The 23,847-nt window shown below is 29.3% G+C and carries 22 protein-coding genes, 1 pseudogene and 1 riboswitch; of the genes and pseudogenes, 8 read left to right on the top strand and 15 right to left on the bottom strand.

What is annotated here, in order from left to right:
• Positions 1-3 precede the first annotated feature (3 nt).
• The 7 genes and pseudogenes from AB3K27_RS03790 to AB3K27_RS03760 form a co-directional block, all read right to left on the bottom strand.
• Positions 4-1,641 (bottom strand): recombinase family protein, encoded by a 1,638-nt coding sequence (locus AB3K27_RS03790; RefSeq protein WP_368489918.1) that lies wholly within the window; start codon positions 1,639-1,641, stop codon positions 4-6.
• 38 nt (positions 1,642-1,679) lie between these two features.
• Positions 1,680-1,997, bottom strand: coding sequence for a hypothetical protein (locus tag AB3K27_RS03785; protein WP_368489917.1), 318 nt, complete (start codon positions 1,995-1,997; stop codon positions 1,680-1,682).
• A 505-nt stretch (positions 1,998-2,502) separates the two neighbouring features.
• Positions 2,503-3,816, bottom strand: coding sequence for a sensor histidine kinase (locus AB3K27_RS03780; RefSeq protein WP_368491161.1), 1,314 nt, complete (start codon positions 3,814-3,816; stop codon positions 2,503-2,505).
• A gap of 117 nt (positions 3,817-3,933) precedes the next feature.
• Positions 3,934-4,077: a cyclic lactone autoinducer peptide gene (locus AB3K27_RS03775; RefSeq protein WP_368489916.1), complete on the bottom strand. Its 144-nt coding sequence runs from the start codon at positions 4,075-4,077 to the stop codon at positions 3,934-3,936.
• Between the two features lie 182 nt (positions 4,078-4,259).
• Positions 4,260-4,715 (bottom strand): annotated as a pseudogene (gene tnpA / locus AB3K27_RS03770) (IS200/IS605 family transposase).
• 247 nt (positions 4,716-4,962) lie between these two features.
• On the bottom strand, positions 4,963-5,325 hold the full coding sequence (locus tag AB3K27_RS03765) for a helix-turn-helix domain-containing protein (protein WP_368489915.1): 363 nt from the start codon (positions 5,323-5,325) through the stop codon (positions 4,963-4,965).
• Positions 5,312-5,701 carry a hypothetical protein gene (locus tag AB3K27_RS03760; RefSeq protein ID WP_368489914.1) on the bottom strand — a complete coding sequence of 130 codons (390 nt, stop codon included), beginning with the start codon at positions 5,699-5,701 and terminating at the stop codon, positions 5,312-5,314. Before AB3K27_RS03760 ends, AB3K27_RS03765 begins: the two co-directional genes overlap by 14 nt.
• Positions 5,702-5,815: 114 nt before the next feature.
• Between AB3K27_RS03760 and AB3K27_RS03755 the strand changes: the two genes are divergently transcribed.
• From AB3K27_RS03755 to AB3K27_RS03740, 4 genes are all read left to right on the top strand, one after another.
• The gene (locus AB3K27_RS03755; protein WP_368489913.1) at positions 5,816-6,049 is read left to right on the top strand and encodes a hypothetical protein; all 234 of its coding nucleotides are present in this window, start codon (positions 5,816-5,818) and stop codon (positions 6,047-6,049) included.
• 103 nt (positions 6,050-6,152) lie between these two features.
• The gene (locus AB3K27_RS03750) at positions 6,153-6,335 is read left to right on the top strand and encodes a hypothetical protein (protein WP_368489912.1); all 183 of its coding nucleotides are present in this window, start codon (positions 6,153-6,155) and stop codon (positions 6,333-6,335) included.
• A gap of 569 nt (positions 6,336-6,904) precedes the next feature.
• On the top strand, positions 6,905-7,084 hold the full coding sequence (locus tag AB3K27_RS03745; protein WP_368489910.1) for a hypothetical protein: 180 nt from the start codon (positions 6,905-6,907) through the stop codon (positions 7,082-7,084).
• Positions 7,085-8,066: 982 nt separating this feature from the next.
• On the top strand, positions 8,067-8,282 hold the full coding sequence (locus AB3K27_RS03740) for a hypothetical protein (protein ID WP_368489909.1): 216 nt from the start codon (positions 8,067-8,069) through the stop codon (positions 8,280-8,282).
• A gap of 120 nt (positions 8,283-8,402) precedes the next feature.
• Here AB3K27_RS03740 and AB3K27_RS03735 read toward each other — a convergent pair whose 3' ends face one another.
• Both AB3K27_RS03735 and AB3K27_RS03730 read right to left on the bottom strand, forming a co-directional pair.
• The gene (locus AB3K27_RS03735; protein ID WP_368489908.1) at positions 8,403-8,573 is read right to left on the bottom strand and encodes a DUF2188 domain-containing protein; all 171 of its coding nucleotides are present in this window, start codon (positions 8,571-8,573) and stop codon (positions 8,403-8,405) included.
• 50 nt (positions 8,574-8,623) lie between these two features.
• Positions 8,624-12,919 carry an acyl-CoA dehydratase activase-related protein gene (locus AB3K27_RS03730; protein ID WP_368489907.1) on the bottom strand — a complete coding sequence of 1,432 codons (4,296 nt, stop codon included), beginning with the start codon at positions 12,917-12,919 and terminating at the stop codon, positions 8,624-8,626.
• 427 nt (positions 12,920-13,346) lie between these two features.
• Between AB3K27_RS03730 and AB3K27_RS03725 the strand changes: the two genes are divergently transcribed.
• From AB3K27_RS03725 to AB3K27_RS03715, 3 genes are all read left to right on the top strand, one after another.
• Positions 13,347-14,105 carry an ABC transporter ATP-binding protein gene (locus AB3K27_RS03725; protein ID WP_368489906.1) on the top strand — a complete coding sequence of 253 codons (759 nt, stop codon included), beginning with the start codon at positions 13,347-13,349 and terminating at the stop codon, positions 14,103-14,105.
• Positions 14,105-14,908 carry an ABC transporter permease gene (locus AB3K27_RS03720; RefSeq protein ID WP_368491160.1) on the top strand — a complete coding sequence of 268 codons (804 nt, stop codon included), beginning with the start codon at positions 14,105-14,107 and terminating at the stop codon, positions 14,906-14,908. Before AB3K27_RS03725 ends, AB3K27_RS03720 begins: the two co-directional genes overlap by 1 nt.
• A 201-nt stretch (positions 14,909-15,109) precedes the next feature.
• Positions 15,110-15,469, top strand: coding sequence for a tetratricopeptide repeat protein (locus AB3K27_RS03715; RefSeq protein WP_368489905.1), 360 nt, complete (start codon positions 15,110-15,112; stop codon positions 15,467-15,469).
• A gap of 30 nt (positions 15,470-15,499) precedes the next feature.
• Here the strand turns inward: AB3K27_RS03715 and AB3K27_RS03710 are convergent, their stop codons facing one another.
• The 3 genes from AB3K27_RS03710 to AB3K27_RS03700 form a co-directional block, all read right to left on the bottom strand.
• The gene (locus AB3K27_RS03710; protein ID WP_368489904.1) at positions 15,500-16,675 is read right to left on the bottom strand and encodes a transglutaminase-like domain-containing protein; all 1,176 of its coding nucleotides are present in this window, start codon (positions 16,673-16,675) and stop codon (positions 15,500-15,502) included.
• A 100-nt stretch (positions 16,676-16,775) separates the two neighbouring features.
• Positions 16,776-17,615 (bottom strand): recombination regulator RecX, encoded by an 840-nt coding sequence (gene recX, locus AB3K27_RS03705; RefSeq protein ID WP_368489903.1) that lies wholly within the window; start codon positions 17,613-17,615, stop codon positions 16,776-16,778.
• Positions 17,616-17,637: 22 nt separating this feature from the next.
• Positions 17,638-18,867 carry a M16 family metallopeptidase gene (locus tag AB3K27_RS03700; RefSeq protein WP_368489902.1) on the bottom strand — a complete coding sequence of 410 codons (1,230 nt, stop codon included), beginning with the start codon at positions 18,865-18,867 and terminating at the stop codon, positions 17,638-17,640.
• A 172-nt stretch (positions 18,868-19,039) separates the two neighbouring features.
• Here AB3K27_RS03700 and AB3K27_RS03695 point away from each other — a divergent pair, with 172 nt between their 5' ends.
• A complete protein-coding gene (locus tag AB3K27_RS03695) occupies positions 19,040-20,626 on the top strand; it encodes a DEAD/DEAH box helicase (RefSeq protein ID WP_368489901.1) in 1,587 nt (528 codons plus the stop codon).
• Between the two features lie 112 nt (positions 20,627-20,738).
• Here AB3K27_RS03695 and AB3K27_RS03690 read toward each other — a convergent pair whose 3' ends face one another.
• The 3 genes from AB3K27_RS03690 to AB3K27_RS03680 form a co-directional block, all read right to left on the bottom strand.
• Entirely contained in the window at positions 20,739-22,319 is a 1,581-nt protein-coding gene (locus AB3K27_RS03690) for a glycoside hydrolase family 57 protein (protein WP_368489900.1), read from the bottom strand.
• A 97-nt stretch (positions 22,320-22,416) separates the two neighbouring features.
• Positions 22,417-22,875, bottom strand: a complete 459-nt coding sequence (locus tag AB3K27_RS03685) for a DUF4912 domain-containing protein (RefSeq protein ID WP_368489899.1) — start codon at positions 22,873-22,875, stop codon at positions 22,417-22,419.
• A 162-nt stretch (positions 22,876-23,037) separates the two neighbouring features.
• Positions 23,038-23,514 (bottom strand): YbaK/EbsC family protein, encoded by a 477-nt coding sequence (locus tag AB3K27_RS03680; RefSeq protein WP_368489898.1) that lies wholly within the window; start codon positions 23,512-23,514, stop codon positions 23,038-23,040.
• Positions 23,515-23,652: 138 nt separating this feature from the next.
• A riboswitch (SAM riboswitch) is annotated at positions 23,653-23,748 on the bottom strand.
• Between the last annotated feature and the right edge of the window lie 99 nt (positions 23,749-23,847).

Raw genomic sequence — 23,847 nt, 5'->3', positions numbered from 1 at the left:
ACACTAATAGTTACGCCTTCTTACGATACCTTGAGGGATTGATTTATTACTTATCAATGGATTTATTTCTAAGGTTTCATTTTCCCCATGCCATATAATGTTTTTAACTAAAGATTTTATTAATATTCTTTTGCTGTCTACATCTACTAATTTATAGAACTTCTTAAAATTAATTAAAGATTCCTCTATCATTTTTATAAAGTCCTCTTTGACCTCATAATCCTCCATAGAGCCTGTTAATTCTGTTATTTGCTTTTGTAATTCATTGTTTTCTATTTTTGTATTACTTATTTCTTCCTTTAATGTCTGGATTAATTCAATGTTTTCTTCTAAAGCTAGCTTTCTTACAAGACCTTTAATTATTTTATTATTATCATCAATCTGCTTTTTAAGTTTGAAAAGTTTTTTTACTATAGAATCTTTATCTACCTTGGGTTTATCGCTTTTATACATTAAGATTAGACTTCCCATATCCAACCCGAGCAGATAATTTTCTATATATTCTTCTGCCTTATACGCATTAAGCATTTTATTACTACATCTGTTGCTGGCTCTGTTTTTAAGGTTGCACCTATAATATCTCTCCATAAAGTTTCTTTTTTTATTATAATGCGACCATGAGGCCATGCCAGAACCACATTCACTGCATACTACCATCCCAGATAGGAGAAATTTATTACCTGTTCCAGAACGTGGAGAGGATTTTGCTTTGTTTTCTCTTAATATGTCTTGGCATTTTATCCACATATCAGAGGATATAATTCCTTCATGCCTGCCTATTGAAACAATCCATTGGTCTATGGAATTTGATTTTTTACCACTTTCTCTTCTTTTATTATATACCATTAGTCCATGTATTCCATCTGGAACACCATATGTTATAGTATCCTGTTCCTTAAACCATTTAAATATATTTTCATCACTTATACAGTATACTGGATTGATTATAATTTGTTCTACTGTAGTTCTTGAAAATTCCCCGCCATTTTTACCTTTGTACCTATTCTTACACATGTGGGTAGCTACTGATGCAAAACCCCTCTTCTCTAAATATAATTTATAGATTAATTTTACCGTTTCTATTTCTTCAGGAACTATGCTTAACTTGAACATCTTTTTATCTTTACCATATTGATTGAAATATTCTACTGCTTCCGATCTATAACCTAATGGAGGAGTACCTCCAAGCCACCGACCGGTTTTTGCAAGTTCAAGCATGTTATCTTTGATACGCTCTGTAATTGTTTCCCTTTCCAGTTGGGCAAATACTGCAGCTATATTCATCATGGCACGCCCCATTGGAGAACTGGTGTCAAATTGTTCCTTTATACTCACAAAGTCTATATTATGTCTTTGGAGTTCCTCAATGGTATTAGAAAAGTCAGCGACATTTCTGCTTATTCTATCAAGTCTGTAACATATAAGAACATTGAATTTATTCTTTTTAGCATCAATAAGGAGTTTTTTAAATTCAGGTCTGTTGATATTTCCACCACTAAAACCCTCATCCTCATATATTTTTATATCTTCAATTTTATTATAGTTTCTTCTAAGGTATTCTTTACACATCTCAATTTGATTTTCAACGGATTCCCCTTTTTCAGAGAATTTGGATTTACGAGAATATATGGCTGCTATCATTAAAATACACCTCTGGAAATATTATGGGTTATAAAATTTTATACTGGCCTACGTTTCAATACAGCAATATCGACCTCATGTCTTCCTAAAATTTCTTTCATTACATCTATATTTTCATCTATATTTTTTAAATGTTCTTTTATATGTGCTATATCATTATTTAATTTATCTTTTTCAGCTTTGTTCACTTCTGCGCTATGTTCAAGAGCTTTTAAAATCTGTGTGTTTTCTTGAACTTGAGATTGAAGTCCATTAAGTTGAGATTTTATAGGTTCTAATTCTTCTAGCTGTTTTTTTATAGGTTCAAGCTTCATATCTAATAATTCAGACATAGCTTTTAAATCTTCTTTGTTCATATTTTCACCTGCCTTATTTAACAAAGATTATATCATATTTTATTTTTATAATTTAAATGAGTTTAAATTTAATATAGTTGTGGTATAATATATTTAAAAGAAGCCGTTACAGTTTATGGTTTATAAAGTTTTTAGTTCAAAAATGCACTACTTGGCGAAGGGTGCATTTTTAGTTTTTTGAGTTTTTATCTTCAGCAGTTATAGAAATTTCATTTTCAGTCAATTTCCAATTGAAGACTTACCTTTGATTATTTGATTATTAATCTATCTTTTAAATATGTTCCTACAATCACCATAGCTGTTAAGCCTGATGATGTAATACATATAGATATTACTATAATCACAGTGTCACCCATACCGCCACCTCCTCTGCTGTCAAATTAACCGCGACGACCTCTTTTGCAAGAGATAAATTCCGGGAGGTGTCCAACTAAAAACATTTTTATTCTCTTGATTAATATTATACCATATTTTAGTTACTTTTCTACGTAAGAGCTTTATCTATTTACTCCATTTTAAACTTTATTAAAAATTTAGTTTTTCCTGGAATACTTTCTACAGATATAGTCCCATTATTTTTTTCAACCAATTGTTTAGTAATATACAGTCCAAATCCATGAAGATCATTTTGTTTAACTTTTGTGGAAAAACCTCTATTGAAAATTTTTTCTATTATATTTTCAGGAATAACATCTCCATTATCGGCTATCGTAATACAAAAATTTCTATCTTCCTTAAAAGTAGTAATAGATATTTCTTTATTTCCTACATCCAATTTAGTGAATGCTTCAAATGCATTATCTATAAGATTACTCATAATACTTATCAATTCATCTTCTCTAATTTTTATTGAGCTGAAAGGTTCATCAATTAAAACTTCAAAATCAATATTATTTTTTACTGCATAGTTGTTTTTTATGGATAACATACCATCTATGTAATCATTCCCTGTATTTAAATATCTAAACGAAGAATGTAATGTACCTGAAATTTTTCGCACATAACTATCTATTTTTTCGACAGTATCAGACTTGTTTAATAAACATAACCCTTGTATAACATTGATGTGGTTGGCAAAATCGTGCTTTTCCTGTCTTATTATGCTTATTATTTCTTCCATATTTTTAATTTGCTGCTTTTGAATTTTGTAATTAACATTTATATTTACAGCCAGTTGTTTTTCTTTTAAGCTTCTAAATTTTGCTATCAAAAATACAAAGTAAATAATAAAAATAATGATATTATAGGTTTGAACATTTTTTATATGAAAAATACCATAATTAATACAAAATATAAATATAGTAAACACACCTAATTCAATTATTAAGTTAGCAAATACAGCCCCTTCTTTTTCAAATAATTTAAGTCTAGTAAAATATGAGTTAAACTTAAAAATTATTGCTGCAATAAGTATTTGCAACAGTATAGATACTATTGTGGCAATCCACACGTATATGGGACTTAAAAAAGCTTGTTTTAAATTTATATTGAATATAATCATTTCAATAATTTGAATAAAAGTTTCTGTAGTTAAAAGGATTGTGAGAAATAAAGAAATTATAACTATAGAATCAAAAATCTTTATTCTTGTAATACAGCTAAGTAATAAAATGTCAAACATTACAAGAAATAATGCATGATAAACTGGCAACATATGAAATGTACTCCAATAAGTCCCACAAACAAACAATATAAAAAATAAGACTGTTCTAATTTTATTCTGTATTATAAACTTTTTTTTATCATATAATGATTCAAAAACTACTAAAAGAAGTGACGCTTCTATAATGTCTATTATTATTTCTCTTATAACATCAATCAATATAGCAGCTCCTTTCATTTTAGAGCTTTTTATGAATGTTATAGATTAAAAATTAATGTTTTTATGTTCTTTATAAGAATTTTTAATCATAACATTTATAAAAAGCTTAATTAATTATTTTAAGAGTTCATCGGGACACTTTGGCTGATGGTAACCAAGTGTACATGTTGGAGTAATAAATATTGGTGATAAAAACAAGATTAAAGTACCTATTATTTTCATACTTCTCATTAATAGCTTTTTCTTAAAAAAGTTCATTTTTTTTATACCTCCTATAAAGCATTTTAATTTAAAAATTCTACAATATTTTGAATTTTCCTGCTATATTTTACAATAAATATCCACCAGCTTAGCTGGTGGTTTTTCCTAAGCCCTATAAGGGCACATTACCAGCATTATGCCTCAAGGCATCTTAAAGATCTCGCCAGCCGCAATTTATGTTACTTGCTACCCTTAAAAGGGTCCATGTATTCCTTCATACTTACTTGGTCGGCGATCATATCTTCTTTCTGTTGATTTCTTATATATTCTTCTATTGCTTTTTTATTTTTTCCAACTGTGTCTACATAGAATCCTCTGCACCAAAAGTGCCTATTTCCATATTTATATTTTAAATTTGAAAATCTCTCAAATATCATTAGACTACTTTTTCCCTTCAAGAATCCCATAAAACTTGAAACACTTGTCTTTGGTGGTATCGATAAAAGCATATGTATATGATCTTCACATGCATTCGCCTCTATTATTTCTACACCTTTCTATTCACAAAGTTTCCTTAATATTTTTCCTATCTCTTTTCTTTTTTCTCCATATATTTCTTTTCTTCTATATTTGGGTGAAAATACTACATGATATTTACATCTCCATTTAGTATGTGATAAACTATTACTGTCCATTTAGGGCAAACCTCCTTTGATTATAGATTTGGTTGACGAGACCTCTTCTATTTTATCAAAGTGAGGTTTTTTGTTCACCGCTTAAGCTATTCTGAACACACCTGCATAGCAGGTGGTTTTCATATAGACAAAAAAAATAAAACTTAAGAAAATTAAGTTTTATTTTCCTAAAGTTTTAGTGAATTTTTAAGAAGATTCTATGAAAAAAAACTCTCAAACTATTTTAGTATGTAATGAGAATTTTTATTTATTCTTGATTTCTACATTCTTTAATCTTAGCCATTTCTATACCCACTTTAACAGAATCCAAAATTGTTTCAATATCTTCCTTGGTAGCAGGCTTACCTTCTATTTTAAAATTTTTTGTATTTAGTAACCGTCCTCTTAATTCTTCCACAACTTCTTCTTTATCTTCGTGTTCTTTAGGTGTTATGTGTGTATTATCATGGTTCCGTATATTTGTTCCACCTAACAAGTAATCTATAGAAACATTAAATATAGATGATAGTAATTTTAATATTTCTATATCAGGTTCACGATTACCATTTTCATATTTACTTGTAGCTTGTTGAGTCACACCGAGTTTTTCGGCTAATTCAGCTTGACTCATAATATCCAACTACTCTATCTGAAACATTTATGAAATTTCCCAATTCTTTTTGGGTTACTCCTTTTTCCTCTCTTAAATGTCTAAGTCTATCTCCAAGACTGTTGTTTATCATATATTCTTGATGGGCATTTATATCTTTAACTGAGTTATTACCAATATAACCTGCTGCTTCCATGAATTTCTCATACGAAACAACGCCATATGATGCATTAGATAATCTCTTTAAAATATCAGGAGTAGGAGGGCTATCTAATCTTTGGTTAATGTATTTTGATAAGTAGGTTCTGTTTACACCACTATCTTCTGCGTATTGCGTTATTTTTCTGGTGCCTATTGCTTTTTCTATTAGAAATTTAAACATTTTCTTATCAAACATATCATCACTCCTCTAAGTTAATATTAATCGTATGCGTGAAAATTATTGACTGTATCTAAAGATGTTTATATACTAAAGGCGTAAAAAAGAAATTAACAGTAAAGAGGTACAAAAGTGAAGCCCAATATCAATAACATAAGAAAACTTATTAATGAAAAATTTGGTGGCAATCAATCAGATTTTGCGAGAACTATTGGTGTAGATAGAACTCAAATATCTATGTTATTAAATCACGGTGACAGAGTTGGAGCTAAATTTTATAGTGGACTACTTGCTTCATGTGAACAAGAAGGGCTTGATTATAAAAATTATATAATTTTACCTCAAAACGTGAAAAAATTAACGTAAATAATAGAGCTCAACATAAAGCAATGTAGTTAGCAAAACTAGAACAAACAGTAACAACTTAATTCTAAACTGAATAATATAGTAAAAAGTAAGCAAAAGGGGTATGGGCATGACAATAAAAGTTATAGCTAATTGGCCATTGGATGATCCGGAAGCAATGCGACAACTTCACGAAAGCCAAGCGAAAGCAACATTGATAGTCCTTGAAAAATTATTTAAAGAGGAAGGCTCAGGAGCCAGAGGACTAGATGTGTTAATGCAAAGAATTGAAAGCAAAAGATTATAGGCCGAAACGCCTATTTTAAAATTTCACTTTCAATTAAAAAGCAAACATATCCTTAATATATGCTATGAAATTTTTAAAGTTTTTGCTACTAATTTAGTGGGATTTACATGTCCTCTATAAAATGTTTTAATGTTATTGAGTAAAATTATTGCTACGGATCATATACAAATTTCTCCCTTAAGATTATACCTCTAGCCCTAGGATTAAATGGGGCTGCCAATACGGGAAACCGTAAATAAAAATTATACTATATGGTGTGTATGTCAGAAGAAGGTAGGCACTGGGGAGACTGGTGCTTATTTTTTATGTTAGGTTAAATCACATAATGTTTTGACAACTAATATATACGATTAATATATACTAGTTAGGTAGGAATTAAGACTTTAAATGTGAAATATATTATTGCCTAATTGGTGCTTATTTTTTATTTTGTTCATACAATGGTAAAATTTATTACAAACAGTTAATAAATATGACATTAAACCGTAATAAATACTATATATAATTATAAGTGTCCTAAGGAAATAAGCCTTAGAGGAAATGAAAAATAACTATTTGAAAGGGTGAGCATGATGCATGATTTTCCGAATGCTACTGTAGTTTATAGTACAAATAAATTAGAAGATTTAGAAAATAAAATAAAAGAAATTAAATTTGAACATAAAAGATTAAATAGGAAATGTGAAGTTGAAGTAATACCCAAACCTGATCCTCAATTGATTACATTTGATGGATATACAAATATTTAATTTCAACTTTCTATATATATTAGACATTTAAGCGTTAATTAAAAATAAATAAAAAATCTTTAAGTAATGGTAATTACCAAACTGGTGTCTGTAGTTGCAGGGCACGATAAATTAAAATGCAACTGCCACAGGATAGTATATAGTTTAGACTCCTTTAAAATAATATTATTAAAAGTAAGTACCTGTCATCTAGAGTGCTTACTTTTATATCTTTTAACATATACGTAATGATATCGTAACAATTGATGTATATAATATATAACAAAGTATATATTATAATATTAATATATCCCTAAGCATTGAGGATATGTAAGGCTGTATTTGTGGTTGCAGGGCACATTAAATATAGATGTAACCATCATAGTTATATATTTACTACACCACACCTTTTAAATAAAAGAATATTGGAAATAAGCACTCATCATTTAGGGTGCTTATTTTGTATATTGTTTACAAATAATTGTTATATAGGACATTGGATTGTAACAAATACCCTATATAATAAATATTATAACGGATTATAAATTAGTTCCCCACCACATAAAATTTAAACCTGTGTCTGTGGTTGCAGGGTACTTTAAACTCAAATGCAACCGCCAGAAGTTCGTATATTAAAATTGTATCCCTTCAAAATAATATTGTTAAAAATAAGCACTCGTCATCTAGGGTGCTTATTTTTGTATTTTTTAACACAAGCATAATGCCATCATAACAATTAGTGAATATAATAATGTTCAAATACCATTCATAATAACACCAAAGATATACTCATGATTAAATATGGCTTGTTATTCATATGAATATAATTTCTTAATAGTATAATTATGCCTATTAATTTTATCAACTAGAAGCCGTAGAAAGTACCAACATTATTTTGGTACTTATTTTTTTATTTCAAGAAATTAATGGAATATTGTAGATAATGTGTATAACCTGTGGATGAGTTGTCGATAACTTGTGGATTAGTAGGGAAGTGAGAGGTATGAAAATAAGAGAAATTCTAAAAGAAAAGCTTAATCAAGATAAAAAACTAAATAGACATAAATCCAGGAGAGGCGAATACCTCTCTTTTACTGAAATATTAATGTTTATCATTGTAATCACGCTATTTGCAAATGGTAAAGTGAAACAAGGAATAGTTGCGTTACTAGGTGGCAGTCTGGTAATTGCTTTAATAGAGATATATTTGAAAATATAAATTTAAAATGAATGGGCTGGAGTGAGGTAAGTGATGATGTTAAGATAGCAATGTTAAGACTAACTCCTAGCTATGATAAGAATTAGTCTTTTGTGAGCATGGATATGTCGGTGACCATTTTTAGATTTTATCATTTTTATCATGGATGTTTAATTCAGATTTTTTATTTTCTATCTTTTTTCTAGCAATGTTAATGGATTCTTGTTTGGTATTAGTAGTTTTAGAATTATCGATACCTAGCATCTTCCATATTGCAGAATCAGGGTTGCCAATAATAATTGAGTTGCCCATTGTAATCATCTCCTTTAAATACTGTAAATTTAAAATTAAACTTATAAATATTATTTATTAGTATTTTCTGCAAGAACTGCTTTTGGAATAAGTTTTTCTTTACAGCCTTCCAATTCTGCTTCATTTTCCATAGATTTAAATGCTACGGATAACATAAGCTTTAATCTATTTAACTGGTTAACTTCACTTGCTCCTGGATCATAGTCTATGGCTGCAATATTACTGCCTGGATATACTCTCTTCAATTCTTTTATCATACCTTTACCTGTTACATGGTTAGGTAGACAAGCAAAAGGCTGCATACATACAATATTTTTAGTACCACCTTTTATGAGTTCTATCATTTCAGCCGTTAAAAACCATCCTTCTCCAGTTTGATTTCCAATAGATAATATCTGAGAAGCATCTTCAGCCAGCTTTCTAATATCAGAAGTCACACTAAACCGCTGGCTATTTTTCAATGCAGCTTTCATATGTCTTCTATAATATTCAATAAACTTTATAGCTCCATCTTTTATGATTTTATTAAAGTAACTTCCAGATAAATATTTATATTTAAATCCAGCATCATAGGCACAGTATAAGAAAAAGTCCGTTAAATCAGGAACTATCACTTCTACCCCTTCATCTTCTAAAATATCTACAATATTGTTATTGGCTGTAGGATGAAATTTTACTAATATCTCTCCTACCACCCCAACTCTTGGTTTCCTTATAGAATTTATATCTAAATTGTCAAAATCCTCTACTATATTATAAATATTTTCTTTAAATTCTCTATGGTTTCCATTGACTACATTCTTCTTACACTTTTCCACCCATTTTTCATATAGTAAATTTGAAGAACCTGTTATTTTTTCATAAGGTCTTACTCTGTATAAAACTCTCATAAGCAAATCCCCATATAAAAGTGCCATCATAGATTTATTTACAAGTCCTGTAGTAATTTTAAATCCAGGATTTTTCTCTAAACCCGCTACATTTAAAGATATAACCGGTATTTTTTCCATTCCCGCTTCTTTTAAAGCCTTCCTCAAAAATCCTATATAATTTGTAGCTCTACATCCTCCTCCTGTTTGAGATATTATAACAGACGTATTTTCCAGGTCATATTCACCTGATTTCAAAGCCTCTATCAATTGTCCTATTACTATTATAGAAGGATAGCATGCATCATTATTTACATACCTGAGACCTTCTTCTACAGCTTTTTTATCTACAGAAGGTAATATTTTTAAATTATATCCAGACTCTTTAAATGCCTCCTGTAAAAATTGAAAATGTATTGGTGACATTTGAGGACATAATATAGTATGTGTTTTCCTCATTTCTTTAGTAAAAACCACTCTCTTATACTCCTCTTGCACTTTATGAGGTCTAAAGCCATACTTCTCTCTCTCTTCAATAGCTGCCTTTAGAGAACGTATTCTTATTTTAACTGCTCCTAAATTACTTCCTTCATCAATTTTTAATACTGTATATATTTTTTTATATTTGTCAAGTATTTCTTGAACCTGATCTACAGTAACTGCATCTAATCCACATCCAAAAGAATTTAACTGTACCAATTCTAAATTGTCCTGAGTTGCCACAAAACTTGCAGCAGCATAAAGTCTGGAATGATATACCCATTGATCTACTACCCTTAAAGGTCTATCTACTACTCCCAAATGAGCTACAGAGTCTTCTGTTAATACTGCCATATCGTAGGAAGTTATTATATTTGATATTCCATGATTTATTTCAGGATCCACATGGTAAGGTCTCCCTGCAAGTATTATACCTTTTTTCCCAGTATTTTTAAGATACTTTATTGTTTCTTCTCCTTTTAACCTCATATCTTCTTTCATCTTTCTCTGTTCTTCAAAAGCTTTCTCTAATGCGCTAGATATCTCTTTTTTAGATATATTGAATTCTTGTAATTCATCTTTAAGCCTTTTCACAAGTCTCGTCTTATTATCCAAGGCTAAAAATGGATTTTTGAAGTTAATATGCTTCTCTCTTATTACATCCATATTATTCTTTATAACTTCAGGATAAGAAGTTACCATAGGACAGTTATAATTATTATCTGCTCCCTGCTGTTCTTTTTGCTCATTGGGTATGCAAGGATAAAATATAAAATCTATTCCTCTATTTATCAAATCCATTATATGTCCATGAACTATTTTTGCAGGATAGCAGGCCGATTCAGAAGGTATTGTCTCTATACCCATTTCATAAATATGTTTTGAAGAACGGGAAGACAACTCCACCCTAAAACCTAATTCAGTAAAAAAGGTAAACCAGAAAGGATAGTTCTCATATAAATTTAAAACCCTAGGTATACCCACTTGTCCTCTGTTAGCTTCACTTTTCTTAAGAGGGACATAGTCAAATACCCTATGATATCTATAAGCAAAAAGATTAGGCACCTTTAAAGTATTATTCTCTAAACCGGCACCTCTTTCGCACCTGTTTCCTGATATAAATTCTTTTCCATCTGAAAACTTGTTTATAGTCAAAAGGCAATTATTGGAACATTTGCCGCATCTTCTCATACTAACTTCAGTAGTAAAGTTATCCAACTCTTTTTCATTTAATAAGGTACTTTTATAAACTCCATCATATTGTTCTTTTGCAATAAGTGCAGCTCCAAAAGCACCCATAAGGCCTGCTATGTCAGGTCTCACCGCTTCTCTCTCAGATATGATCTCAAAAGCCCTTAATATGGCATCATTATAAAAAGTTCCCCCTTGAACTATTATTTTTTTCCCTAGATTCTTAGGATTTGTTATCTTTATCACCTTAAATAAGGCATTTTTTATGACTGAATAAGAAAGTCCTGCAGATATATCTCCTACAGAAGCTCCTTCTTTCTGAGCTTGTTTGACTCTGGAATTCATAAATACAGTACATCTGGAGCCTAGATCTACGGGTTTCTTAGAATTTTGTGCAGAAATTGCGAAATCTTTCACATTCATATTTAATGATTTAGCAAAAGTTTCTATAAAGGAACCACATCCAGATGAACAAGCTTCATTTAACATTATATTGTCGATTATTCCATCTTTTACTTTAAGACATTTCATATCCTGTCCACCAATATCTAATATAAATTCCACTCCAGGTTGGAAAAATTCTGCAGCCTTATAATGGGCAACTGTTTCCACTTCACCTATATCTACAGATAATGCCGCTTTGGTAAGGCTTTCCCCATAGCCTGTAACAGCAGAATTTACTATAATAGCACCCTTAGGCAATTTTTTATATAAATCCTTTAATATATTTACAGCAGACTTTAATGGATTTCCATTATTACTTCCATAAAAAGAATAAAGCAAATTACCTTCCTGATCTATAAGGGCTGCTTTAGTAGTGGTAGACCCTACATCTATTCCCAAATAACAATCTCCATTAAAACTTTCTAAATCTTTTCTTTTTATTTTATTCCTATTATGCCTTTCTTTAAATTCACTAAATTCGTTTTCATTCTTAAAAAGAGGTCTAAGTACTTGAATTTCATCTTTTAAAGATTTATTTAAGTTCGGCAATCTATCTATTAACTCCTTAAAAGAAATAGGTTTTTCATTTTTAGAAGATATAGCAGCCCCCATTGCTACAAAAATCTGAGAATTTTCAGGAAAAATTACTTGATTTTTACTAAGTTTCAAAGTTTCTATAAATCTCTTTCTAAGCTCTGATAGAAAATATAAAGGTCCTCCTAAGAAAGCAACATTTCCCTTTATAGATTTGCCACAAGCAAGCCCACTTATGGCCTGATTTACCACAGATTGAAATATGGATACTGCAATATCTTCTTTTTTAGCTCCTTCATTTAAAAGGGGTTGAATATCAGTCTTAGCAAATACCCCACATCTAGCAGCTATAGGATAAATAACTTTATATTCCTTAGCTAATTCATTTAACCCTTTTGCATCTGTTTGAAGAAGAGATGCCATCTGATCAATAAATGCACCTGTACCGCCTGCACAAGTTCCATTCATTCTCTGGTCAATACCTCCATCAAAAAAGGTTATCTTGGCATCCTCACCACCAAGCTCTATAGCTACGTCAGTATCCGGAATAAATTTTTCTATGGTATTAGTACATGCTACTACTTCTTGAATAAATGGTATATCAAGCCACTTTGATACGGACAATCCTCCAGAACCTGTAACCATAATAGTTATATTAGCATCTTTTAACTTTTCATAGGCATCTTTAATAACTTTGGCTATAGTACTTTTTATATCAGAAAAATGTCTTTGATATTTACTATAAATTATACTGTCTTTTATATCTGAAACAACTATCTTTACTGTAGTTGACCCCACATCTAGGCCTACGCGAAATAAATTTTTCATATTTAATCACCTTTTAAAATTAATAATTTAGATTGAATTTATAAACTTTAAAATAATAGATAATTAAAAATATCTTAATTTAAAATAACCTTTTTTTAAAATGATAATATTCTTAATTATGTATTATATATCTGTAATACAAAAAATAACCCTATTCTTGTATACGGTTAAATTATCAATGATAATAATCTGATCTATGTAATAAAATGCTTTCACATACATTATAACATATGTATGCATATGTGCAATTCCAATAATTTCCTAAAAACCATATTTGAAACCAAGCTGCAAAGTTTATATATAGTTTCAAGACCTTTAACACTATACTATATCTATTCATATAATAAACTATATATTAATTTTTAACTAAATTTAAAATCACAAACTCTATAGACTGTAATTACAGTTTATGTAAGGAGATGATATTTTGGACAAATTAACCCTTAACAATATCTATATGAACTATCATTCATTGAAAGGTTCCACTAAAGCATTGGAAGATATAAGTTTCACCATAAAAAAAGGAGAATTTTTAAGTATAGTAGGCCCTTCCGGATGTGGTAAAACTACACTTTTAAATATAATAGCCGGTCTTATAAAACCTTCTTCTGGAGAGATATATATAGATGATGAAAAAATAACTTCATTTTCCCATAAGATGGGCTATATGTTTCAAAAAGATCAATTATTTGAATGGTTAAATGTCTGGAACAATATATTGATTGGTATTAAAATACAACACAAGTCTATAAATGCCTATAAAACTAAATTAGAAACTTTATTGAAAAACTATGGATTGTGGGATTTTAGATATCATTATCCTCAGGAATTATCCGGAGGTATGAGGCAGAAAGTAGCTCTAATAAGAACCCTTGCCCTTGACCCTGAAGTATTGCTTCTTGACGAGCCCTTTTCCTCTCTAGATTATCAGACTCGATTAAATATAAGTGATGAAATATTTAAAATAATAAAAAATGAAGGTAAAACTGCCATAATGGTAACTCATGATATCTCTGAGGCCGTATCCATGTCAAGTAGAATTATAGTATTATCTAAAAGACCTGCTAAAATCAAAAAAATATTCAATATAACCTTTAAAGAACATCATGATTCTCCTTTAAAATCCAGAGAAGATCCGGAATTTAGAATTTACTTTAACCACATATGGAAGGAGTTGAACTATTGATGGTGGACGACAGAAAAGAACATGAACTCTATATAAAAAACATAAATAGAAGAAAGAAAAAAATTACACTATGTCGAATAATAATTTTAATAGCTTTTTTTGTTTTATGGGAAATTGCAGGAGATTTGGGATGGATAGATCCTTTTTTAACTAGTACTCCCTCTAGAATGTACAAAAATCTTATAACCCTTTATCTTGAAGGAACTTTATTTACACACATTGGAATTACCTGCTTTGAAACAATACTAGGTTTTTTATTAAGTACAGCTCTTGGAACTTTAATTGCTATAATTCTTTGGTGGTCTGAATTTATTTCAGATATATTGGATCCATATATAGTAGTATTAAATGCCCTTCCAAAAGTTGCTCTGGCTCCTATAATAATATTTTGGGTAGGTAACGGAATTTCTGCTATTATTTTAGTTACAGTATTAATTTCCATAATTGTAACTATACTAACTGTATTAAATGGTTTTAAAGAAGTAGATAAGGATAAAATCACCCTTCTTAAAACTTTTGGTTCTTCAAAACTTCAGATCTTAACCCATCTTATAATACCTTCTTCAGTTCCTACTCTAATATCCTCCTTAAAAATAAATGTAGGGCTTTCCTGGGTAGGAGTAATAATGGGAGAATTCCTAGTAGCAAAGGAAGGTTTGGGATTTTTAATAATATATGGTGGACAAATATCTCAACTGGATACCGTTATGGTGAGTATAATTATACTTTCAATATTAGCTTATGCAATGTATGCATCTATATCCTTTGCTGAAAAAAAACTTAGAAAGCTAATATTTCATTAGTCCAAAATTTCAAGTTTTAAAGGGAGTAAATTATCTCTCTTTGAAACTTACATACATATATTTCCTTTTTCTACTTCCCTATACACTTTAAATCTTATAAAAACTATTGGTATATTTTTTTAAAAAATGGATATAAATTTATTAAAGGACTATATAATGACATATCAAGTTTTTAGGCAATAAAACTTAAGGAGGATTAAAATGAATTACTTTCAAAGGGCCAATGAATATTATAATATCAAAAACTACAAGAAAGCTATTGACCTATATGAAAAAGCCATACAGATAAAGGATAATGAAGCATCTTCACTATATAATTCTGCAGTATGTTTTATAAAATTAAAAAAATATGAAAAGGCAATAGAACTATTAAATTCTGCTATAAAATTAAGGAGAGAAAGTAAATATTTTTTTAACCTGGGATACTGCTATGTAATGTTACACAATACTAAAAAAGCTCTTATATACTTTAACAATGCATGGTGTCTCAATAATGAGGACACAGATTGTGAAAAAGCTATAAACACCATATTAAAAAATTACATAACAAAAACTAAATAAAACTAGCTTGAATAAAAGAGTGGTTTTATTTTACCACTCTCCTGCTATTTGTGAATCCCTATGATCAAGTTGAAATCTTTTGCTATTAAAATAGTCCCCACCCTTATAAAAAGTTGTATCTACATTTATCCATTGATTCCCTTCTGGAATATAAACCTGATTCCATGCATGGCTTACCCAGCTTATTCCATTAAATCCTTCACCTGTTATAAGTCTTACTTTCATATTATTGGCTCTTGCCATGGCCACATAAAGACAAGCATAGTCAAAACAAATTCCTTTTTTAGAGTAAAAAGTAGGAATTGCCCCTGATTGTACATCAAAATCGTTATTTAATACTTTAGTTGCTTTTTGGTGATCATAACTTATATTGGTACCTATCCAGTTATAAAGTATTTCTGATCTTTCAGTAGTATTGCTTCCTTCTGTACCAAGAGCTTTGGCAAAAGTATTAATTTCCTGATTAGATTTTATTCCCTCTTCTATGGTAACGCCATTATAATATATTACAGTACCTTCATCACTTTTAAATCTATTCAAATTATTTACATTTTGTGTGTCCTTTGAATTTGACTGCTTTATTACTATCTTAAAAGAATTATTGATTACATTAGGCAACTGTTTCGCAATACTGGAATTAGTCACTGGAATTATTATTTCCCTACATATGGAATTATAGGGTCTCGAACTTTCCAGATATGTATTCAGCTTGGAATTTATATTAAACATAGAAATTATATTCAATATAAAAGAAATTAAAAGTACATAACATATTGATCTAGGCAACTGAAAAATCATTCCTAATATCCTTTTAAAAATATTACTCTTAAACTTTAAGAATCTATCTATACTGTCAATCAAAGGATATAAGGTTAAATAATTTATCAAATTCAATAGAAGCTTTATAATTTTATAAACTATAAATATAAAGATAGGAATTACAATTGCATATACCAAAAAACTATTATTTTCAAAGTATCTTTCAATATATTCAGGCAAAATACTATATAAGCTATAACTGTGCTGTATAAATATCTTTCTCCAGAAATATATCCCGGTTATTAAGGCTATTATAAAAGAAATATTTCTATTTACATCATCTATATCCAATTTTAAATCCTTAGAAGAAAATTTAAATAGAAATCCCTTTACAAGAGGATATAGAAATACCAATCCTATCAATATAGTTACAGGACTCGTGTCCATAACAATCACCTCTAAATATCAAAAATTTCAGGTTTACACTAAATTTTATTATATAAAAAATCAAATTATTTTTATGAAACTATAAAGAGAACATATTTTTCTAAATTGCTAAATTCTCTATTAGTTCTTTTAAAACACTTCTGACATTTTCCCATAAATATCCTCTTCTTAAAAGATATGCCTCTAACTTTTTATATATTTTCACAGGATCATCTTCAGATTTTATTATTATATCATATCTTTTCTTTGCAACATTATATAATTCATCTCTATTATCTTCCTGAATATTATTTTTCTCCTCATTGCAGCTATGATCTTTCATAATTTTTTTTAGTATATGCCTTACCAAATCAAAGTCATAGCCATTTTTCACCATATAATTACCCAGTTTATTATATACCTTATTTATATTATTTTCACTTTTAATAATAAGATAATATTTCTTTTTTGCCATGTCAAAGGCAATTTTTTCTTCTAAAGAATTATCTATACTGCATAATTTTTCATTTACAACACTTTCTTTTATACCTTTTTTAATTAGAGAATATTTAATTTTATTTTTACCTTGAGAATAAATTTTTTCCTTTATATATATTTCTGCAAATTTATTATCATCTATAAAATTATATTCTTTTAAAAACTCTATACACTCCTTAACTATACTATCATCAAAACTTTTGATTAATTTATCATACATTTGTTTTTCTGTTTTATATGACTTCTCTATTATGCGAAGAGCATAACTCTTACATTTTATATAGTTATCCTTATAAATTATATCCTTTAAATAATTTATATCCAAAACTTTATCTCTACATATATTATACTTATAAACAAGTTCTGCACTACAGGAAAATGCAAACTCTTCATTTAAATATATATTTACCCTGTTATTGTTTCTCTTTTGTATCTCAATTTTAGTTACTATATATTCCTTCAAAAATTATACCTCCTAATAATAACTATCCTCTTTTAAGAATATGGACAGTAGGATCATTAAATACAATTTTAGCTACTTCATATAGATCTTCTTTTTTTATAGTTTCAATTTTTTCTATATCATTAACAAGTTTGTATATATCTTCTCCCCTCATGGATTGATACAAAACGTAATTTCCCATATCCGTAGGATCTTCAAGAGTAAACGCCACTGCAGTTTTTAATACTTTCTTCATTAAATTAACCATATCATCCTTAAAAATCACATCTCCATTTTTCACTTTGTCAATACAATCTTCAATAACGTCAACAGCAGTTTCTAAATTTTCTTCACTTACAGAGGTATATACATATAAAGTTTTTACACCATCGTCTAAATCTAAATCCGTATATACATCATAAGCAAGTCCTCTTTCTTCTCTTAATTTTGTAAACAATATAGAATTATTACTGCCTCCGAATTTATGATTTAATATTCTAAGAGCCAATTCCTGCTTTTCACTTAATCCGTTAAAAGTAAAGAGATACAAAATAGTACTTTGTTCTATATCTTTCTTAAAAGAAATTTTCTTGCAGGGCGTATTATATTCAAATATTATGTCGTTTCGCTTAAAATCTTTAACTTTCCATTTATTAAAATATCTATGGATTAAATCATAGACTTTTTCATGTCCATAAGATGAAACTACTGATATATAACAGTTATTAGGTACATAATATCTATTATAGAATTCAAGCAAATTTTCTCTTGTGAACTTATTTATATCTTTTTTATTCCCGGCAACATTATATCTAAGTGCACTTTTCTTAAAGGCTATTTTATTTATCCTATCAAAACTATAATCTTCTATATCATCTCTGCTACTTCTTATCTCCGATAATATGACTTCCCTTTCTTTTTCAATTTCTTTTGGTGGGAATATAGAATTCATAAGCATGTCAGAAATAATATCCACAGACTTTTCTAATTCTTCCCTTAGAGATGTAACACTATACACCGTGGAAGTATTATCTGTATAGGCATTATATTCTCCCCCCAAATTTTCCAAATCCATATTCAACTTTTTATTGCTTCTAGACATTGTACCTTTGAAAAGCATGTGTTCTATGAAATGAGATATGCCCCTCTCATTATTATTTTCATACAGAGCTCCTATATTAATTGCTGCATGAAAAGCTGCCAACTGGGTATCTTTCTTTATTGTAATGAGTTTTATTCCATTAGATAAAACTCTTTGTCTAGCATCAAACATATTAATTCTCCTTTTAAAATGTAAAGTAATTCTTAGGTTACGGTACATTCTATTATAAATTATATTTTTACAAATAAAAAGTATTTAAAAATCAAATTAAAATTTGATAATATGTATATACTATGATATGATAAATTTTGCTTTGTAATATAAAAAAGAAAGAGGAATATTGATGAAAAATATTAGTTTTAACGATTTAAATTTACATCCTAAGGTTTTTGAAGCCATAGATAATATGGGATTTGAAGAACCATCACAAATTCAATCAGAATCTATTCCTGTAATATTAGAAGGAAATGATATTATAGGTCAGGCACAAACAGGTACTGGAAAGACTTTAGCTTTTGGAGCACCAATGTTAAGTAAAATAACTCCCAAAAATAAACATATTTCTGCTCTTATAATTACTCCCACAAGAGAACTGGCTATTCAAGTTAACGATGAATTATCTAGAATTGCTAAATTCATGAAAATATTGCTACTCCCTATATACGGTGGTCAACCTATAGAAAGACAAATTAAATCCTTAAAAAGAGGAATAAATATAGTAGTAGGTACTCCTGGAAGAATACTGGATCACCTTCACAGAAAAACTCTCGATTTAAGTAACATAGAATTTTTAACAATAGATGAAGCAGATGAAATGCTTGATATGGGATTTATAGAAGACATAGAAGAAATAATAAAAGCTTCTAACCCTAACCGACAGACTCTACTCTTTTCCGCCACTATGCCAGAGCAAGTTAAAAAATTAGCTTCCAAATACATGAAACCAAATACAAAATATATAACAATAGCTAAAAACACACTCACTGTAGAAAAAACAAGACAATATTACTATGAAATAAAACACAAGGACAGATTTGAATCTTTGTGCAGAATTTTGGATGTAGATGAACCTTCTAGCGCTATAATATTTTGCAAAACAAAACGTGGTGTGGATGAATTAGTAGAAAGTATGCAAGCCAGAGGATATAATGTAGAAGGTATGCATGGTGACATGGGACAAAATCAAAGACTAAATACCCTTAGAAAATTCAAAGAAGGTTCTCTGGACTTTTTAGTAGCTACAGATGTGGCTGCAAGAGGTATAGATGTAGAAAATGTTTCCCATGTTATAAATTATGATCTTCCACAAGATACAGAATCCTACGTACATAGAATAGGTAGAACAGGAAGGGCCAACAAAGAAGGTATTGCCTATTCTCTAGTAACCCCTAGGGAATATATATTATTAAAACAAATAGAAAAGTTTACTAAAAGCAAAATAAAAAGAAAAGATATACCTACTGTAGATGAAATATTTGAGGCTAAATATAAAAATATAGAAGAAAAAATTAAAAAAGTGTTATCAGAAAATAACTATAAGAACTTTATTCCTATAGCTACAGAACTAGATGAAGAATATAACCTGGTAGACGTAGCCGCGGCCCTTATGAAAATAATCTTTGATAAGGAGTTAAGTTTTGATTATAAAGAAAATTCCATAGGTGTAGAAGATAGTAATGTAAGATTATTCTTCTCCATAGGGAGAATGGATAATATAACCCCAAGAAAGTTGATAAAGTTTATAAATGAAACTTCTTCAGTAGAAGCCTATGAAATAGGTGATATAGATATATTAAATAAATTCACTTTTATAAATGTTCCTGAAAAAATTGCATCTATTATATTAAAGAAATCCAATGGTAAAAAACTTCAAGGCAGAAGAGTTTCTGTAGAACTTGCAAAAAGTAAAAAAATTAATGTAAATATATAAATTCGTTTACTTTTAAAGACATAACAGAGTCTTTAAATATATACAATGAAATAAGCCCTATGTACCACAATTTAGTTTAAAAGGTCTTTTAGGGCTTTTGTAATGCTTATTTTTATTTTTGATAAATTTTGTAATCAATATTTTGAAAAATATTATCTAAGGATTCTAACTGTGATAAGTACTTTAAGTCAATGGCATTTTTAGTTATACTATCGTAAAGTTTATTAAATCTATCTACATGGCTATTTACCCTTTTAACAGCATATTCTACAGCAGTATTATTTTTTATAATAAAAGACCAATCTGAGGATTCTGCAAGCATCAATTCACGAGCTGCTTGATTCAAGGCTCTCCTTTGTAAATCTGTAGGATTTGTATAGGTATTGGAAAGTCTTATCATCTGTTGTGCACATTTATGTATTTCCATATATATCCATTGATTGGATGGATTTATCCACACAGAAAAATCTCCATTTTCACCCCAACTAGAAGGACAAGGACTTGAGCATTGAACCATAGGGTATTTTTTCAAATAGTCCATAGGAGAACTCAATCTATAATTGCAGTTATTTTGCAGAGTTTTTCTTATAAATTCATCTATAAAGTCAGGTCCTTCAAACCACCAATGTCCAAATAATTCTGTATCATAAGGGCATACTATTATAGGAGGCTGATCCATATGTTCACTAAGTTTATCGATTTGTTCTACCCTGCATTTAAAAAAATGTTCTCCATGCTCTTTTATCTTTTCTAAAGCTCTTTTCCTATTGTAATATTCCTTGTTGTCTGTATTACCAGTTATTCTGTAGTATTTCATTCCAGTATCAATTCTAATCTTATTCTCATTTATATAAGGTTCTATATACTCTAGAGGGAGTTCATATCCTATATCCCTATAAAATTCCCTATAATTAAAATCTCCGGGATAACCCATAAAGTCGCTCCACACCTGATAAGATGACTCCATATCCCTTCCAAATACAGAAATTCCACTTGGAAGGGCAATAGGTGCATAAACACCATATCTAGGCTTAGGAGAAGCATTTACGAGTGCCTTGCTCTCTGCTATAAAATATTTAATTCCAAATTCTTTAAGTATATAATCCAATGAATAGGTATAGGCACATTCAGGAAGCCATATTCCATCTGGTGCATGATCCATATGCTCCAAGTAACTCTGAACTCCCACCCCTATCTGTGACCTGACTGATTCTGGATTTACGGCAAGCAAGGGTAAAAGTCCATGGGTGGCAGAGCTGGTTAACACTTCTAAGTACCCCAGTCTATCAAACTTTCTAAAGGCATTCATTATATTGTAATCATAATTTTTGTATACATTTAATATTCTGGAAAATCTCTCATTATAAAACCGGGCAAGAATAGCAAGCTCTTTATTATATTTTGTTCTCTTTATCTCCTTTTCAGAGAGAGCTATGGACTTTCTTAGATATTCCAAATATCTTTTATTTAAATATTCATCTTCTAACATGGTCATTAAAGTAGGCGTTATAGACATAGTAATTTTAAAATCCATATGATCTTTTATGAGTTTATCATATACATCTATAAGAGGTATATAACATTCACTGATACCTTCAAATAGCCATCTTTCCTCTAGTGGATCTTTTAAATCTGGATGTCTTATAAAAGGCATATGACTGTGAAGTATAATTGAAATATATCCTTTAGTCATTTTAGACCTCCTCTAGAAGAAGTTAAAGTATATTTATTCTCTAACTCTTCCATATATTTATCTATAAATTCATTGTATCCACCTTCATCTTTAAATATTAATTCTGGATATCGATTTTTTTTTTCCCCTCTGTAAAGTTATCAGAAAATTCCTCTTTCGAATTAGATATATAACTTTGAGAGACATCCAAAAAACAAAGAGAACTGTCTAAAGACTTACTATCCCTTGGAGTTGTTACTGTATTTGAAACTGCAAATGCGACAAATTTGTTACCTGATATAATCCTCCCCAGCTTTACAAAAAGATCCATATCGTCCTTTTCAATATCTATATACCAGCTATCTGCAAAGGGGTCTATAAAGATTGTCTTTATATTATTAGCTATTCCATTTTCTACAGAATAGACTTTTATAACTGGTTTTGAGTTTTTCCACAGTGCTTCTCCATATCTATCTTCAAATTCTTTCACCGTCATAGATGATATGTTATAATAACAAAATATTCTATGGGAATTTTGAACCATAAGCACTAAAGAAGTCTTTTCATCACCCCTCAATAAATTCCACTCCCTTCATTAATAATAACTATATTATACCTATAAATTCCAAATATGTCACTTATAAATTGAAATATATTTCCTAAAATTATATTATGCTTACAAATTCTTTTAAAGTTCAGATGGAGAAAAGCATTCATTATGAGTAAACTCCACCTGAATCTAAAAATCTCTTGATTCATCCTCGCATACATCAATCCATTGCCCATCTACCAGCTCTTTAATTTGTTGTGGGTTTATCTTAAGAGCAAATTCCTTTGAACCAGCTGCAGGATATACATACGGAAAATTTTCTACAGAAACATCTATATACACTTTTAAAGGATTTTTTAAACCAAAAGGACATAATCCCCCCACAGGATGGCCTGTATTCTCTAAAACTTCATCCTGACTTAACATCTTAGCCTTAGTTTTAAAGACTTTTTTAAATTTTTTATTACTAACTCTTAAATCTCCTCTCATAACTATTAGTATATCTTCATCCTTAAGCTTAAAAGCTAGAGTTTTTGCTATATATTTGGGGTCTGTATGTATGGTCTCCGCTGCCTGCTGTACAGTAGCACCACTATCAGGAAGTTTAAATACGGGACTCTCTAAATTTCTATTTAAAAAATAGTTAACCACATTTTCTACACTCATCTTTAATTCCTTCAATTTTATTAAAATTTTTTATTCTATACACTTAAATACCATTAACTACACAATGGGTTTTAAAAATTAAAACTTTAATTTTTTAAAACCTCTTGCAGATAAGCTACAAGAGGTTTTACATACTTCTTCTTATCTTTCAGGTAATACCTGCTGGAATTAGCACCTTAAATATTAGGTTGCTGGACATCATAGGGCCAGTCCCTCAGTCTCTCGCAATAAGAATCTTACTATTTAATTTTATACATGATAACAAAACAACAAATATTTGTCAACCTCAATATAATCAAAATGGCACAAAAAAGGAGCTTTATATAAACTCCT

It is taken from the genome of Clostridium sp. BJN0013 (assembly GCF_040939125.1).
GTDB lineage: Bacteria > Bacillota > Clostridia > Clostridiales > Clostridiaceae > Clostridium_B.
Note: the sequence above shows the minus strand (reverse complement) of the source record. Positions and strands in the feature narration are given on the sequence as shown.